Source organism: Flavonifractor sp. An92 (genome assembly GCF_002159175.1).
GTDB lineage: Bacteria > Bacillota > Clostridia > Oscillospirales > Oscillospiraceae > Pseudoflavonifractor_A.
In genome coordinates this window covers 1-15,535 of record NZ_NFGZ01000008.1, presented here as the reverse complement: position 1 = coordinate 15,535, position 15,535 = coordinate 1, and the positions used below count along the sequence as shown (strand labels likewise).

Here is a 15,535-nt window from a genome sequence, read left to right as displayed (position 1 = left end):
CGGACGCCCTGGCTTTTGCCGGGGCGTCCGTTTCCACAGGAGGAACTTATGGCTGCAAAACCCGAAAAGAAACCGCAGGAAGAGCCGGCGTCCGCCGGACAGATGCTCTATGGCTGGCTCCAGGCCATCGTGCCCGTGGTGGTGGGCGTGGTGCTGGTGTTCACCTTCCTGGGCCGCATCACCATCGTGGACGGAGGCTCCATGCTCCCCACCCTGGAGCACGGCGACCGGATGCTGGTGTGGAGCCTGGGTTATGAGCCGAAGCAGGGGGACATCGTGGTCCTCACCAAGGAGTTCGAGGAGGTCACCGGCCCCATCGTCAAGCGGGTCATCGCCGTGGGCGGCCAGACCGTGGACATCGACTACGCCGCCGGCACGGTCAGCGTGGATGGACAGGTCCTGGCGGAGGACTATATCCTGGAGCCCATGGAGCAGCAGTTCTGGCAGGAGATCGACCACATCACCGTGCCCGAGGGGCAGATTTTCGTGATGGGCGACAACCGCAACATCTCCAACGACAGCCGGAATCCCGCCCTGGGCGCGGTGGATACCCGCTATGTGCTGGGCAAGACCTGCGCGGTGATCTGGCCGCTGGGGTAAGTCCCGCGCAAGAAACGCACACAAGAAGGAGGCCGATTGGCCGTGAGGAAAGTGGGCAAGCAGTCCCAGAGGACCCGGAAACCCCGGAGCCGGGCGGCATTGGTGGCGGGCGCTTCGCTGCTGATCCTGCTGCTGGTGTTTCTGGGGGCCACCCTGTTCAACACCGGGCGGCTCATGGAGCAGCTCCGTATGATCTCCGAGCACCCCTTTGTGGTGGTGGACGCCGCCGGTACCGCCCAGAGCTACCTGGACCACAGCCGCATCGCCACCGAGCGCCTGCGCGATGAGAACGGCGTGGACACGGCGAAGGTGGTCCGCCAGGAGCTGGAGGACTACTACGACATGCTGGAGACCCCGATGAGCCGCATCCGGGAGCACTATCTGGGCTCCCGGGAGGACCTGGAGGTCCTGGAGGAGGCGCTGGCCAACTACAAGGCCGCCAACGAGACTCTGCTGGACTACGCCGCGGCCGGCAACCGCAGCGAGGAGGAGATCGACGCCTTCTGCGAGGAGACGGTGGACCAGTGGTACAATAGCGCCAACAGCTGCCTGGAGCTCATCATGGAGACGGCCCGGGGCAAGTTCGACTACTACATGGACTCCGCCTCCCGCATCCGCTTCCAGACCACCCTCTTCTCGGTGCTCATCACCGCGGCCACCGTGGTGGTGCTGGTGGTCTACCGCACCCAGCTGGCCCGCCAACAGCGGGAGATCCTCCAGCAGAGCCGGAGGCTGGACGTGCTGGCCCGCACCATCCAAAACGTCTTTCTCATCCAGAATGCCGGGGAGAGCAGCTGCGACTATGTCTCCGAAAACGCCGGGCGCATTCTGGGTCTGGACGCCGAGACGGTCCGCAGCCAGCCCCAGTGCATCAAGGACCATATGGCCCCCGAAGAGCGGGCCATGCTGGAGGAGGTCTTTCAGGAGCGGGAGCGGACCTACTGGAGTCTCACCTGCCGCTACCAGCACCCCCAGCGGGAGGAGGAGCGCATCCTTCTCCTGCAGACCTACCGCATCCCCGCCGACCAGGACAGCGGTATGAAGGAGCAGTATATCACCGTCTTTACCGACGAGACCGAGCTCATGGAGACCCAGCGGAAGCTGGAGGAGGCCACTGTCCGGGCCGAGCGGGCCAACCGGGCCAAGAGCGAATTCCTCTCCCGCATGTCCCACGAGATCCGCACCCCCATGAACGGCGTCATCGGCATGACCCTCATCGCCCTGCAGAACGCCGGGAACGAGGCCAAGGTGGTGGAGTGCCTCAAGAAGATCAGCCTCTCCTCCAAGCACCTGCTGGTCCTCATCAACGACGTGCTGGACATGTCCAAGATCGAGAGCGGCAAGCTGGAGCTCAAGCGGGAGGTCTTTGACTTCCGTACCTTTGTGGAGAGCGTCAGCAACGGCATCTACGGCCAGGCTGCCGCCAAGGGCATCCAGTTCGAGGTGGTCCTCACCGGCGACATCGACGAGCGCCTCAACGGCGACTCCCTGCGGGTGAACCAGATTTTGATGAACCTCCTCTCCAACGCCCTCAAATTTACCCCCCGGGAGGGAAGGGTCACCCTGCGCATCGGCTGCCTCTCCAGCGATGCGGAGAAGCAGTGGCTCCGCTTTGAGGTCACCGACACCGGCTGCGGCATCGCCGAGGAGAACTATGACAAGATCTTCGAGGCTTTCGAGCAGGAGAGCGCCCAGGTCAGCCACGTCTATGGCGGCACCGGGCTGGGCCTCTCTATCTGCAAGCGCTTTGCCGAGATGATGGGCGGCTCCATCACCGTCTCCAGCGAGCTGGGCAAGGGCAGCACCTTCCGGGTGGCCCTGCCCTTCGGGCGGGTGGCCCAGGAGCCCCGGGCCGACCGGGACAAATTCCGCCACCTGCGGGCCCTGGTGGCCGACGACGAGCCGGAGGTCTGCCAGCACATCGCCCTGCTGCTGGGCAAGCTGGGGGTGCGCTGCGACTGGACCGACAACGGCTACGAGGCCCTGGCCAAGGCCGAGCGGGCCCAGGACGAGAGTGACCCCTATGCCCTGTGCCTGGTGGACTGGAAGATGCCCTTCCTGGACGGGGTGGAGACCACCCGCCGCCTGCGGGAGGTTGCCCCCGGCGCCGCTGTGGTGCTGATGAGCGGGTACGACATGACCGATGTGGAGGAGAAGGCGAAAGAGGTGGGCGCAAGGGCGGTGCTCACCAAGCCCCTCTTCGAGTCCACCCTGGCCGACCTCCTGGAGGAGCTTTGGGCCGGGGAGCAGGGGACTGCCCCGGCCGAGAGCGGCCTGCTGGGCGGCGGCGTGGAGGGCCGGCGTATCCTGGTGGTGGAGGACAACGACCTCAACCTGGAGATCGCCGTGGAGCTTCTGAGCGCCTCCGGCGCCCGGGTGGAGAGCGCCCGGGACGGGCAGGAGGCGGTGGAGAAATTCCAGGCCTCGGCCAGCGGCTATTTCGAGCTCATCCTCATGGACGTGCAGATGCCGGTCATGGACGGCTACGCCGCCACCCGCGCCATCCGCGCCCTGGACCGCCCCGACGCGGCCACCGTGCCCATCCTGGCCATGACCGCCAACGCCTTCGCCGAGGACGTGGCCCGGAGTGAGGCGTGCGGCATGAACGGCCACATCAGCAAGCCCATCGACCTGGACGAGATGGGGCGGAAGCTCCATGATGTGCTGCGGGGGCGCTGAGAGCCTTCTTTCAATTGATTTTTGCCCTGCCATAGTGTAAAATAATACCTGCCTCGGAGCCAGAGCGCTCCGGGAGCCGACAAACCGGGAGGTGTTCCAATGGACGAGCGCGTGAAGGAGCTGTTGGAGCGTGTGAAGGCCACTGCGGTGGACCTGGGCGAGGCGGCTGGCACCACGGCCCGCTCCGCCGGCAAGTACGCCGGACAGATGGTGGACGTGGCCAAGCTGAATGTGAAGATCTTTGATCTGAAAAACGACGTGAACGACCTGCTGCGCGAAGTGGGGCAGATGGTCTACGATACCCACCACGGGAAAGAGCCCTCCGAGGGCGGTATGGACGAGCTGCTGCAGCAGCTGGACGAGAAGAATGCCGCCATCGACGAGGTGAAAGAGCGCATTGCTGTGCTGCGCAACGCCAAGGAGTGCCCCTCCTGCGGCAATATGTGCGGCCGGGACGACCGCTTCTGCAAGGAGTGCGGCGCACAACTTTAAGTCAACATCCAACCGCGAGGGGCGCCGGACGGAATTTTTGTCCGGCGCCCCGTTCCAATCAATAAGGAGGTTTCCGATGAATTTTACCTTTCAGCAGTATCAGGAGAGCGCCGACTATCTGCGCGGACGCATCGGCGATTTCAAGCCCCAGGTGGCCATGGTGCTGGGCTCCGGCCTGGGCTTCCTCGGCGACGTGGTAGAGAACGCCGTGGCGGTGCCCTATGGGGAGATCCCCCACTTCAAGGCCTCCACCGCCCCCGGCCACAAGGGCCGCCTGGTGTTCGGCACCCTGGAGGGCCGGAAGGTGGCCGTCATGCAGGGCCGCATGCACCACTATGAGGGCTACTCCTACGAGGAGGTGTCCTACGCCGTGCGGGTGCTCCGTCTGCTGGGCTGCGAGAGCCTGGTGGTCACCAACGCCGCCGGATGCGTCAACACCAACTGGAAGGCCGGCGACCTGATGCTCATCACCGACCAGATCAAGATCTTCATGGAGTCCCCCCTCCGGGGCGAGAACCTCCCCGAGTTCGGCGTGCGCTTCCCCGACGCCTCCCACCTGTACACCCCCGCCCTGCGGCAGGTGGCCCGGGACTGCGCCAAGGAGCTGGGCATCGACCTCAAGGAGGGCGTCTACATGTACTTCCCCGGTCCCCAGTACGAGACCCCCGCGGAGGTGCGCTTCGCCCGCATGGCCGGGGCTGACGCCGTGGGCATGTCCACCGCGCCCGAGGTCATCACCGCCGGACACTGCGGCATGAACGTGCTGGGCTTCACCCTCCTGTCCAACATGGCCGCCGGCATCCTGGACCAGCCCCTCTCCGAGGAGGAAGTGCTGGAGGCCGCGGAGGCCTGCAAGGACAAGTTCTCACGCCTGGTCCTGGCCTGCCTGAAGAAGATGTAAGGAGGGCGCCGGATGAAAACCCTCATTTCCAACGTGCGGGCTGTCCTCATGGACGGCACCGGCACCGTGCTCTCCGACGCCTTTGTGGCGGTGGAGGGGGACAAGATCACCTCTGTGGGTCAGGAGCGCCCCCAGGGCACCTTCGACCGGGAGATCGACGGCAAGGGCAATGTGCTCATGCCCGGCTTCGTCAACGCCCACACCCACGTCCCCATGACCGCCATGCGGGGCTACGGCGACGGCAATAACCTGCAGGACTGGCTGCACAACTTCATCTTCCCCACCGAGGCCAAGTGGGATGACCGGGCCGTGGCCTGCTGTACCGACCTGGGCCTGGCCGAGATGATCGCCTCCGGTGTCACCACCATCGCCGACATGTATATGCGCACCAATGTGATCGCCGGCCGGGTGGCCGCGTGCGGCATCAACGCCAACCTCTCCTGCGGCGGCGTGTTCTTCGGCACCGACTTCGACCCGGAGACCGTCCACGACTGCGCCGCCCAGCGGGAGCTGACCGAGCAGTGGCACGGCTACAACAACGGCCAGATCCTGGTGGACGCCTCCATCCACGGCGAGTACACCTCCAGCGCCCCCCTGTGGGAGTGGATGGCCAACTACGCCAGGGAGAAGGGCCTGGGCATGCACGTCCACATCTCCGAGACCCGCACCGAGCACGAGGAGTGCAAGGCCCGCCACGGCGGCCTCACCCCCATCCAGGTGCTGGACCGCCACGGCGTGTGGGACGGCCGGGCCATTGCCGCCCACTGCGTGTGGACCACCCCCGAGGACTGGGCCATCATGGCCGAGAAGGGGATCTCCGCCATCCACAACCCCATGTCCAACCTGAAGCTGGGCTCCGGCATCGCGCCGGTGGCCGCCCTGCGGAAGGCCGGGGTCAACGTGGCCCTGGGTACCGACGGCGTGTCCTCCAACAACTGCACCGACCTCTTCGGCGACCTGAAGATCGCCGCCATCCTCCAGAACGGCGCCAACTGCGACCCCCTGGCCCTGCTGCCCGGCGAGGCCCTGGAGATGGCCACCGCCAACGGCGGCAAGGCCCTGGGCCGCAAGACCGGAAGCATCCAGGCCGGGTATGACGCCGACCTCATCCTGGTGGACTTCAACGCCCTGAACCTGACCCCCTGCCACGACGTGATCTCCAACCTGGTCTATGCCGCCCACGGGTCCAATGTGACCATGAATATGGCCCGGGGCAAGGTCATATATGAAAACGGTGAGTTCCTCACCATCGACATCGACCGGGTCAAGCGGGAAGTGCAGGAGTACGCCCTGCCCCTGCTCTTCCGGGAATAAGGGGGACCAGCGTTGTCCAGTCAGCAGAAAAAGAATACCTTCTTCGGCGGCGTGGCCATCCTGATGGTGAGCACCATCATCATCAAGATCATCGGCGCCATCTACAAGATCCCCCTGGGGATCATCCTCTCCGACGAGGCCTATGGCGACTTCGGAGCGGCCTATAATATTTATAGCTTCTTCCTCACCATCTCCACCGCAGGCCTCCCCGTGGCCCTGTCCAAGACCGTGTCCGAGGCCAACGCCCTGGGCCGGTACAACCAGGTGCAGAAGGTCTTTAAAGTCGCCTTCTTCGCCTTCCTGGCCATGGGCACCTTCAGCTTCATCTGCATGTCGGTGTTCGCCCAGCCGGTGGCCACCTACGCCCTCCAGAACGAGAAGGCGGTGTGGTGCGTCATGGCCCTCTCCCCGGCGGTGCTGTGCACCTGCTGCTGCTCCGCCTTCCGGGGCTACGCCCAGGGCCACATGAACATGATCCCCACCGCCATCTCCCAGGTCATGGAGAACGCCTCCAAGCTCATTGTGGGCATGGCGCTGGCCCTCTTCATCGGCTCCCTGGCCCTCCAGCCGGAGGACTTCGGCGACCGGATGATGGCCGTGGGCGCCATCTTCGGCGTGTCGGTGGGCAGCATCCTGTCGGTGATCTTCCTCAGCGTCAACCACCGGCGCACCCGGCGGCTCAACCCCGGCCCCTTCACCGACCGGGCCGACTCCTCCCGGGACATCCTGGTGCGCCTGCTGAAGCTGGCCATCCCCATCACCATCAGCTCCTCCACCAGCGCCATCGTCACCCTCATCGACACCAACCTGGTCAACGGCCAGCTGCAGAACGTGTTCCAGTCCATCCTGGACAGCGGCGCCACCGTCACCAGCCAGACCCAGGGCCTCTTCGACATCGGCAACAAGGCGGTCACCATCCTCCAGGAGAACATCCAGGCCGCCGCCACCGACCACAGCGTGGTGCCGGTGCTGGACTCCGCCCGCGGTCTCTACGGCGCCTATCAGAAGTGCATGAGCATCTACAACCTGCCCTTCAACCTGATGGTGCCCCTCACCGCCAGCATCATCCCGGCGGTGTCCGCCGCCCGTGCCCGGCACAATGACCTGGAGGCCCGGCAGGTCTCCGAGTCCGCCCTCCGCTTCGGCGCACTGCTGGCGCTGCCCTGCGGCATGGGCCTCTTCGCCCTGGGCGAGCCCATCATGTGGCTCCTCACCGGCGGCAGCACCGACCACACCATCGCCGGCCCGCTGCTCTCCATCCTGGGCCTGGCGTCCATGTTTGTGTGCATCCAGCTCATCGCCACCTCCATCCTCCAGGCCAACGGCATCGTCACCCTGCCCATCGTGACGGTGGTCATCGGCGGCGTGGTGAAGATCATCGTCAACTACACCCTGGTGGGCAACCCCAACATCATGATCTACGGCGCGCCGGTGGGTACCCTGTGCTGCTTCGCCATCGCCGCGGTGCTCAACCTCCTCATCATCAAGGGGAGAGTACCCAGCGCGCCCAGCTATACCAAGGCCTTCCTGAAACCCCTCATCGCCGCCGTCATCATGGGCGGCGCGGCCTGGGCCTCCTATGGCGCGGCCGCCCGGGTGCTGAGCGGGATGTCCGCCTTCCAGAAGGTGGATGCGGCCACCGGCGCCGCCTCCCTGTCTTTCCTGGGCAACGCCGTCTCCACCGCCGCCGCCATCGGCGTGGGCGTGATCGTCTACTTCGCCCTGGTGCTGATGCTGCGGGTCATCTCCAAGGAGGACCTGGAGCTGATGCCCAAGGGTGACAAAATTGCCCGGCTGCTGCGTATAAAATAAGGGAAAGTGGAAAAATAGCTTGCAGGAGACAGAGAACTATGGTAGATTTTCAATACAAAGAATCCTATGACGTAAGTGATCTGGAGCGGATCGTCGCCATTCTCCGTGCCCCGGGGGGCTGCCCCTGGGACGCGGAGCAGACCCATGAGTCCATCCGCCGCAATTTCCTGGAGGAGGCCTACGAGGCCGTGGAGGCCATCGACGAGAAGAGCTCCGAGCACCTCCGGGAGGAGCTGGGCGACGTGATGCTCCAGGTGGTCCTCCACGCCCGCATGGAGCAGGAGGAGGGCCATTTCGACCTGAACGGCGTGGCCGACGGCATCTGCAAAAAGCTCATCTACCGCCACCCCCATGTCTTTGGAGAGGTGGAGGTTTCCGGCACCGGCGAGGTCCTGTCCAACTGGGAGGCCCTCAAGCGCAAGGAGAAGGGACAGGCGACCAACACCGACGCCCTCTCCGCTGTGGCCCGCTCCCTCCCCGCCCTGTGGCGGGCCGAGAAGGTCCAGAAGAAGGCCCGCAAGGCTGGCTTCGACTGGCCCGACGTGTCCGGCGCGCTGGACAAGATGGGAGAGGAGCTGGACGAGCTGCGCCAGGCCGTGGACCAGGAGAGCAACATCGAGGAGGAGCTGGGCGACCTGCTCTTCGCGGCGGTGAACGTCTCCCGCTTCGTCCACGTGGACCCCGAGACCGCCCTCACCCGCGCCACCGACAAGTTCATTGCCCGCTTCGCCAAGGTCGAGGCGCTGGCCAAGGCCCAGGGAAAGCCCATGGAGGAGATGACCCTGGCCGAGCTGGACGCCCTCTGGGACAAGGCCAAGCAGGGCTGAGCCCGAAGCCCCCGAGAAGGGGCACCCATCACACACAGGAGGAATATCATGAATAAGACGGAACTGATCGCCGCGGCCGCCCAGCAGGCCGGCCTGTCCAAGAAAGACATGGAGAACGCCCTGAACGCCGCGCTGGACGTCATCACCGCCGCCCTGGCTGACGGCGAGAAGGTGCAGCTGGTGGGCTTCGGCGCCTTTGAGGTCCGGGAGCGGGCCGCCCGCACCGGCCGCAACCCCCGGGACCCCGAAAAGACCATCGACATCCCCGCGGCCAAGGTGCCCATGTTCAAGCCCGGCCGTCCCCTGAAGGACGCGGTGGCCAAGTAAACAAAAAACCATCCTACGGCCCCGGGTCTCCCGGGGCCGTTCGGCATATCAGGAAAGGAGTATTACAGATGCGTTTGGATAAATGGCTGAAAGTCTCCCGCCTCATCAAGCGGCGTACTGTGGCCAATGAGGCCTGCGACAACCAGCGGGTCACCGCCAACGGCCGCCCCGTGAAGGCCTCTTATGACGTGAAGGAGGGGGACGTGCTGGAGCTGCGCTTCGGCGAGCGGAGCGTGAAGGTCCAGGTCCTCAACGTCAGTGAGCACGTGGGCAAGGCCGACGCCCCGGCTATGTACCAGGAGCTGAGCTGAGCGCATAACCCCGCCCCCGTCCGGGCATCCTAGGGGAGAAAGGATGGGATGCGCCGTGGATATGAGCGAGCAGGAATATCAGGCCTATGTACAGAAAAAATCCAGGCCCTCCCCGCTGTGGAAGGACCTGGTCTGGGCCTTTCTGGTGGGCGGGTCCATCTGCGCCCTGGGCCAGGGACTGCGGGAGTGGTACCTCTCCCTGGGGCTGGAGGAGGACGTAGCCGCCGGCGCGGTGTCGGTGAGCCTCATTTTCCTCTCCGCCCTGACCACCGGGCTGGGGGTCTTTGACCGCCTGGCCAAGCACGCCGGCGCCGGCACCCTGGTGCCCATCACCGGCTTTGCCAACGCCGTGGCCGCCCCCGCGCTGGAGTTCCGCAGCGAGGGCTTCACCACCGGCACCTGCGTCAAAATGTTCACCATTGCCGGGCCGGTGCTGGTGTACGGCATCACCGCCAGCGTACTCTACGGGCTGATCCTGGTGCTCCTGGGCGGCGGGTGACGCCCTGCGGCCCCGCTCCCTGATGGGAGCGGGGCTTTGCTTATTTTCTTATGAGAATTTCCTAAAAAGGGCTTGACAAAACCGGGTTCTGATAGTACAATATAGCCAGAAAGAAAGGAGAGAGTCCAATGTACTAAGAGGACGCGACCCCCACTTTCACAGATGACCCGGAGCTTGGAGATTTTCATATAGATCGCATGACCTAGAAGAAATCCATCCAAGAAATCCACAAAAAATTTGTTCTCCTAAAAGAGCAAAAGGGCATCTGTATCAGCGCCAAACGAAATCTGGAAACAAGCAAAAACCCAAGCGCAAAGGACCAAGGGTCCAGAGCAAACCAAAGATTCCAAAACGCGACAGGTTCCAAACTCATTCGCATGTGCGAAAATGGCGTGCCAAAGCCCCCGAAACGAAGTATCGTAAAAGGATGACTTAGCACCAAATCGAGATTCACGGAAATGTAGGTTTATGGATTCTTGGAAACCGGATTTCAAACAAGCGCAAATCTGTAGAAAGCATGAGGTTGAGACATGGTAGAGATTCAGAATCAGAAGTAACCCCCCAGTCGCGCTGGACGGCTGGGGGGTTGTGCTATGTCTGGACCTGTTTGAAAAGCGCCCGCACGGTGATTGCCGTGCGGGCGTTTCATTTAGCTGCCCCGGCGGGCGGCGGCCAGGATGGCGGAGGCGTAGGGATCCCGGGCCTCCGGCGGCAGGGCGCGGAGCACGTCGGCGTCGCAGGCGCGCTCCAGGTCGCCCTCCGCCGCGCGGAGCATCAACCACACCAGGGGATTGAACCAGTGGACCGCTGCCGCCAGGAGCAGGAGGGTTTTGTACCAGATGTCCCGGCGGCGGAAGTGGGTGAGCTCGTGGAGAAGGACGAAGGAGAGGACCTCTCCCTCCGGCGGCGGGTCGGGGAGGAGCACCGTGGGCCGGAAGAGCCCCGTCATCATGGGGCCTGACAGCCCCGGACAGCGGAGGAGCCGCACCGTGAGCGGGGACAGCTCCGCTGCCCGGGCGGCGGCCTCCAGGGATGGCTCCGGGACGGCCCAGCGTTTGATCCACCGGCGGAAGCGCAGCCAGCCCACCAGATTCCAGAGGACCACTCCCAGCGCACCCGCCATCCACACCCAGGGCAGGATCTGGGAGAGGGAGAGGAGCGGAGCAGATTCGTCAACATTCGGAGCCACAGGCGGGACCGGATTCGGCCGGGGCGTGAGGACCGGACGGGGCGAGGATGGGACAGGGGGGCTCAGGGCCGCGGTGGAAGGAGTGGGCGCGGTGCCGGGGGTCACGACCGGGGTGGTGGTGAACTCCGGAGGCGTCAGCTCCACCAGAGGCTCCGGCAGGGAGAAGTTCACAGGGAGCAGCAGCCGCACTGCCACCACTAGCCAGGCCCAGTAGCGCCAGCGTGGGACGTACCGCTTTTCCAGCAGCGGGCCCAGCAGGAGCAGTAGCAGGATCACCGGCGCGGTGGAGAGGCTCACCTCCAACAGAGTGGGGAGATCAAACATGAAGCGAAAATCCCTCCCTCAGTCGTAGAAGTTGAGGAGCCGGATGGCAGCCACCCGGCCGTTCTCCATCTGGAAGCCCAGATAGAAGCCGGGGATGGTGTCGGGGCCCACCCAGAGGTTCTTGCCGGCCGTTTCGTCCCAATCCCAGGGGGAGCCGCTGGAGGCGGCGGGGTAGAGGGCCAGGACCTCCTCCCGGGACATGCCCACATGGGCACCCCGGCGGGTGAAGAGGTCGGGCCGGGTGGTCTCCAGGCGGTAGAGCCAGGAGGTGCCGTCGGCGTGTACCAGACATTCCAGAGAGAGACCCTCCCAGCTCCGGCGCTCCCAATGGCTGCCGGGCTGGTCCGCCTCATAGGGCAGCGCCTCCACCGTGGGGGCACCGCCCAGAAGTTCATCCAGCTCCGCCGGTCCGGTCAGGCCGTACCAGGTCGACTGCGTTTCATCGGTCAAGGCGTATTCTGGGTCTGTAAGCCCCCAGCGGACTGCCAGGGCGGTCTCCTCCAGCGCCTCGGGCGCGGAGGTGCGGACGTCCAGCAGGGTCTCCTGCCCGTCAAAAAAGGCATACCAGGGGGTGTCGGCGCTGGACATGGATTGCCAGGCGTCATTGGCGTACATTTCCCAGACCACCTGATAGACTTCCAGGCCGGAGAAGGTCCCCGTCGGGGTAATGGCGGTCAGGCGGATGGGACCGGAGGCCAAAGCGTCCTGGATGGCGGCGCGGACGGCGGGGGAGACCTGCAGGTCCCGGCTGTACAGCGCGCCCTCCCGCAGAAGGGCCAGCTCTTCATTGGAAACAGTGGTCAGCAGTTCCCCGGTGGAAGAGCCGTTTTCGTCGGTGGCGTAGAGGGAGAAGCCGTCGTCGCCCAGCTCAGCGGTGCGCCCCTCCCAGTAGGAGAGGTACCACTCGTTCCCCACGTCGGGCCAGATGCGCTGCCACACGCTGCCGTCCCACAGCAGCACCCCCGCTTGGGGATAGAGGATACCCTGGTACATCTGCCAGGCGGTGTAGCGGACCTCCGCCCAGCCGTCGCCGGAGCGGAGCTGGTACTGAAACTCATCCGCGCCTACATAGAAGAGCGGCGCGGTCAGGGTGCCGGTGGTGTTGTCCACCGTTCCCACCTCCAGTGCGCCCAGGCCGTGGACGTGGGGGCCCTCCGAGCGGACCACGGCCAGCGTCTGGCCGTCCAGTGGAAGGCGCTCCGCCACGGTGTCCGTGAGCTCCTGGGCCTCCTCGCCCTCGCCGGTGCGGAAGGCGGCGAGGACCGTCTCCTCCGACAAAACGCCCCGGACATCTTCCGCCGAGAAGCACGCCGAGAAGTGCCACACGCCGTCGGACTGTTCCAGGGCAAAATAGTTGGGCACCGGCTGGCCCGCCGTGGCGCTGCAGTCCATGGTAAAGACGATGCGGTCCCCCTCCTGGGACAGGACCTGGAGGGTGTCCAGGTCGGCGGTGTCCTCACTCAGCCAGGGGGAGACATCGTAGAGGGAGAGTACCGCGCACCAGAGGCCGTTCTCCCGGTCCTGAAAGCAACCCTCCAGGTTGGAGAAGGCCTGCAAATAGCCGTCGGTAAAGACTTCGCCCAGGGCATTCCAGAGTTCTTCCTGCGAGGCGTAGTGGGTGCAGTGGTACCAGGTCTGGCCGTCTGCATCCTGGAAGGTGTCGCCGGTGTGGTCGGGGTGGTCCCCGCTGACCAAGTGGCGTGTGACGGCCAGGGCGGCCTCAAATCGCTCCCGGCAGAGGCGCTCCGTCTGCGTGGCGGTCTGGCAGGCCACCAGTCCGCCGCTCAGCGCCACCACCAGCGCCAGTAGGAGCAGCAGCACCCGCCCTCTCCGCACGCCCGGGTGGAAGAGCACCGCGAAGCGGCGGCGCAGGGACCTTGCGTCTCCCCGCAGGGAGGTGGAGAACCAGGTGCGGGGGGCTTTCATGGGTCATTGCCTCCTTTCTTCTGTTCGTCCAGATAGGCCTGGAGTTCTCGGGCCTCCTCGTCGCTCAGGCCGTCGGGGCCGGCCAGGGCGGCGAGAAAGGTTTTCACCGAGCTGCCGAAGAGCTTGTGCAGCACGCTCCGGCTCTCAAAGGCCTGATACTCCGCCAGGGACACCACAGGCGTGTAGTAGTTGGTCTTGCCCCGGCGCTCCACGGTGAGAAATCCCTTTTCTCCCAGACGGGAGAGGTAGGTGTTCACCGTGCTGGCCGTCCAGTTGTGTCCCGAGAAGCGTTCTTCCAGCCAGGAGCGGGGCACCGGCTCGCTGGCCGACCACAGGGCCTGCATCACCTCCAGCTCCGCGTCGGGCAGTCTGCGCAGCTTCATGGTCATCCCTCCAATTTGCGTCATTTGTCGTAGTTCAATTATATGCTACACTTGTCGCAAATGAAAAGCTAGTTACAAATGGATACAAAAAGGCCGCGGAACTCGATGGGTTCCGCGGCCTTTGGATCAGTTCAGCTTGGCCAGATCGTAGGGAGTGGTCTGGTACACGTAGTAATTGAGCCAGTTGGTATAGAGGAGCTGCCCCGCGCTGCGCCAGCGCACCACCGGCACCCGGTTGGGATCGTTGTCCGGGAAGTAGTGGGCGGGCACGGCGATCTCCAGGCCCTTGTTCACATCCCGCCAGTACTCCCGGGACAGGGTGTCCGGGTCGTACTCCGGGTGGCCCATGATAAAGAACTGTCGGCTATCCTCCGTCTTAACCGCATACACGCCCGCCTCGGAAGAGGTGGCAATGAGCTCCAGACCGGGGGTGGCCCGGATGTCCTGCTCCAGTACCTCGGTATAGCGGGAGTGGGGGGCGTAGAATACATCGTCAAAGCCCCGGAAGAGGGGGGAGCTGGGCTTGAGCACCCGGTGCTCGTACACGCCGAAGAGTTTCTTGGGCAGAGTATGCTTGGCGATGCCGTGGTGGAAGTAGAGCCCCGCCTGGGCCCCCCAGCAGATGTGCAGGGTGGAGTGGACGTGGGTTTTGGACCAGGTCATGATCTCGCACAGCTCTTCCCAATAGTCCACCTGATCAAAGTCCATGTTCTCCACCGGCGCGCCGGTGATGATGAGACCATCAAAATTACGGTCCTTCACTTTATCAAATGTGGTATAGAAGGAGTCCAGATGGTGCTCGTCGGTGTGGCGGGAGACATAGCTGCTGGTCTGGAGCAGCTCGACCTGGATCTGCAGGGGGGTATTGGACAGTTTACGCAGGATCTGCGTCTCGGTGACGATCTTGGTGGGCATCAGGTTGAGGATCAGCACATTCAGAGGACGGATGTCCTGGTGCATGGCCCGGTATTCCGTCATGACAAAGATGTTCTCGCTCTCAAGGACTGCCCGGGCGGGCAGAGAATCCGGAATCCGTATGGGCATGGGCCGCATCTCCCTTTTCATTGGTAATTTGATAGAGTAAGAGTAACACATTTCAGGGGGAGGCGCAACGGGCTTTTCCACCCCTGAGAGACACCCACGAAAAAAGTCAGAAGAAACTGAAAAAAGGTGTTGACAAATGGGGAGTCGGGTGGTATTCTATCTGAGCGCCTTGCGAGAGGGCACTGAAAAACAACCGAAACGAGTGAGGAGACCGGGCGGAAGCCGGACGGACCTGATTCAGAAAGTTGAAAAAAGTGCTTGACAAACGTGAGAGCGTGTGGTAGAATAAATGAGTTCGCGTGAGTAGCGAGAACGTGTTTGGGAAAGAACGAAAACGAGTGGTTTGAGGTTGAAAACCTTGAAAATCCTCGAAAAAAGTTCTTGACAAGCTCGAAAGAGCGTGGTAAACTAAACGAGTTCTGCGAGAGCCGAACAGCTTGAATGAAAGTTCTGAACTTCAAAGAAATTTGAAAAAAGGGCTTGACAAGCGAAAAAGAAAGTGCTAAAATAAAGCACTGTCAGCCGAAAGGCTGAAGCGTGTACCTTGTAAATTAAACAACGTGATCAAACACGAAGCACCAGAAGGACAAGTTGTCCTTCGCAAGCGCAAGTTTGTGAAGGGGCGACTGATTAATTTCTTTGAAGCTATGAATTAGGCTTCAATAAGATGATTTGAAGAGCGAAAGCTCTTTAGATACCATTTTATTGAGAGTTTGATCCTGGCTCAGGATGAACGCTGGCGGCGTGCTTAACACATGCAAGTCGAACGGAGTGCTCATGACAGAGGTTTCGGCCAATGGATTGAGTTACTTAGTGGCGGACGGGTGAGTAACGCGTGAGGAACCTGCCTTGGAGTGGGGAATAACAGTTGGAAACAGCTGCTAATACCGCATAATGCAGTTGGGTC

14 protein-coding genes and 1 rRNA gene are annotated in these 15,535 nt (G+C 63.5%); 11 read left to right on the top strand and 4 right to left on the bottom strand.

The window, feature by feature from the left end:
* Positions 1–48: 48 nt before the first annotated feature.
* The 10 genes from lepB (at position 49) to B5G43_RS07240 (ending at position 9,762) form a co-directional block, all read left to right on the top strand.
* Positions 49–600, top strand: coding sequence for a signal peptidase I (gene lepB, locus B5G43_RS07285; RefSeq protein ID WP_087259813.1), 552 nt, complete (start codon positions 49–51; stop codon positions 598–600).
* A 42-nt stretch (positions 601–642) separates the two neighbouring features.
* Positions 643–3,279, top strand: a complete 2,637-nt coding sequence (locus B5G43_RS07280; protein WP_242960497.1) for a response regulator — start codon at positions 643–645, stop codon at positions 3,277–3,279.
* A 99-nt stretch (positions 3,280–3,378) separates the two neighbouring features.
* On the top strand, positions 3,379–3,771 hold the full coding sequence (locus B5G43_RS07275) for a zinc ribbon domain-containing protein (protein WP_087259812.1): 393 nt from the start codon (positions 3,379–3,381) through the stop codon (positions 3,769–3,771).
* Positions 3,772–3,847: 76 nt separating this feature from the next.
* On the top strand, positions 3,848–4,672 hold the full coding sequence (locus B5G43_RS07270; protein ID WP_087259811.1) for a purine-nucleoside phosphorylase: 825 nt from the start codon (positions 3,848–3,850) through the stop codon (positions 4,670–4,672).
* 12 nt (positions 4,673–4,684) lie between these two features.
* Positions 4,685–5,986: an amidohydrolase gene (locus B5G43_RS07265; protein ID WP_087259810.1), complete on the top strand. Its 1,302-nt coding sequence runs from the start codon at positions 4,685–4,687 to the stop codon at positions 5,984–5,986.
* A 12-nt stretch (positions 5,987–5,998) separates the two neighbouring features.
* On the top strand, positions 5,999–7,798 hold the full coding sequence (locus B5G43_RS07260; protein WP_087259809.1) for an oligosaccharide flippase family protein: 1,800 nt from the start codon (positions 5,999–6,001) through the stop codon (positions 7,796–7,798).
* A gap of 38 nt (positions 7,799–7,836) precedes the next feature.
* Entirely contained in the window at positions 7,837–8,625 is a 789-nt protein-coding gene (mazG, locus tag B5G43_RS07255) for a nucleoside triphosphate pyrophosphohydrolase (RefSeq protein ID WP_087259808.1), read from the top strand.
* Positions 8,626–8,673: 48 nt separating this feature from the next.
* A complete protein-coding gene (locus tag B5G43_RS07250) occupies positions 8,674–8,952 on the top strand; it encodes an HU family DNA-binding protein (RefSeq protein WP_087259807.1) in 279 nt (92 codons plus the stop codon).
* A 68-nt stretch (positions 8,953–9,020) separates the two neighbouring features.
* On the top strand, positions 9,021–9,263 hold the full coding sequence (locus B5G43_RS07245; RefSeq protein WP_087259806.1) for an RNA-binding S4 domain-containing protein: 243 nt from the start codon (positions 9,021–9,023) through the stop codon (positions 9,261–9,263).
* A gap of 55 nt (positions 9,264–9,318) precedes the next feature.
* Positions 9,319–9,762 carry a SpoVA/SpoVAEb family sporulation membrane protein gene (locus B5G43_RS07240; RefSeq protein WP_087260009.1) on the top strand — a complete coding sequence of 148 codons (444 nt, stop codon included), beginning with the start codon at positions 9,319–9,321 and terminating at the stop codon, positions 9,760–9,762.
* A gap of 649 nt (positions 9,763–10,411) precedes the next feature.
* On the opposite strand, the gene B5G43_RS07235 is transcribed toward B5G43_RS07240, so the two are convergent.
* The 4 genes from B5G43_RS07235 to metA all read right to left on the bottom strand — a co-directional run bounded on the left by B5G43_RS07235 (position 10,412) and on the right by metA (position 14,628).
* Positions 10,412–11,275: a M56 family metallopeptidase gene (locus B5G43_RS07235; protein WP_087259805.1), complete on the bottom strand. Its 864-nt coding sequence runs from the start codon at positions 11,273–11,275 to the stop codon at positions 10,412–10,414.
* An 18-nt stretch (positions 11,276–11,293) separates the two neighbouring features.
* On the bottom strand, positions 11,294–13,201 hold the full coding sequence (locus tag B5G43_RS07230) for a hypothetical protein (protein WP_087259804.1): 1,908 nt from the start codon (positions 13,199–13,201) through the stop codon (positions 11,294–11,296).
* Positions 13,198–13,584: a BlaI/MecI/CopY family transcriptional regulator gene (locus tag B5G43_RS07225; RefSeq protein ID WP_087259803.1), complete on the bottom strand. Its 387-nt coding sequence runs from the start codon at positions 13,582–13,584 to the stop codon at positions 13,198–13,200. The genes B5G43_RS07230 and B5G43_RS07225 overlap by 4 nt, the downstream gene beginning before the upstream one ends.
* Positions 13,585–13,710: 126 nt before the next feature.
* A complete protein-coding gene (gene metA / locus B5G43_RS07220) occupies positions 13,711–14,628 on the bottom strand; it encodes a homoserine O-succinyltransferase (RefSeq protein ID WP_087259802.1) in 918 nt (305 codons plus the stop codon).
* Between the two features lie 701 nt (positions 14,629–15,329).
* Between metA and B5G43_RS07215 the strand changes: the two genes are divergently transcribed.
* Positions 15,330–15,535 (top strand): 16S ribosomal RNA (locus B5G43_RS07215); the annotation flags it as partial.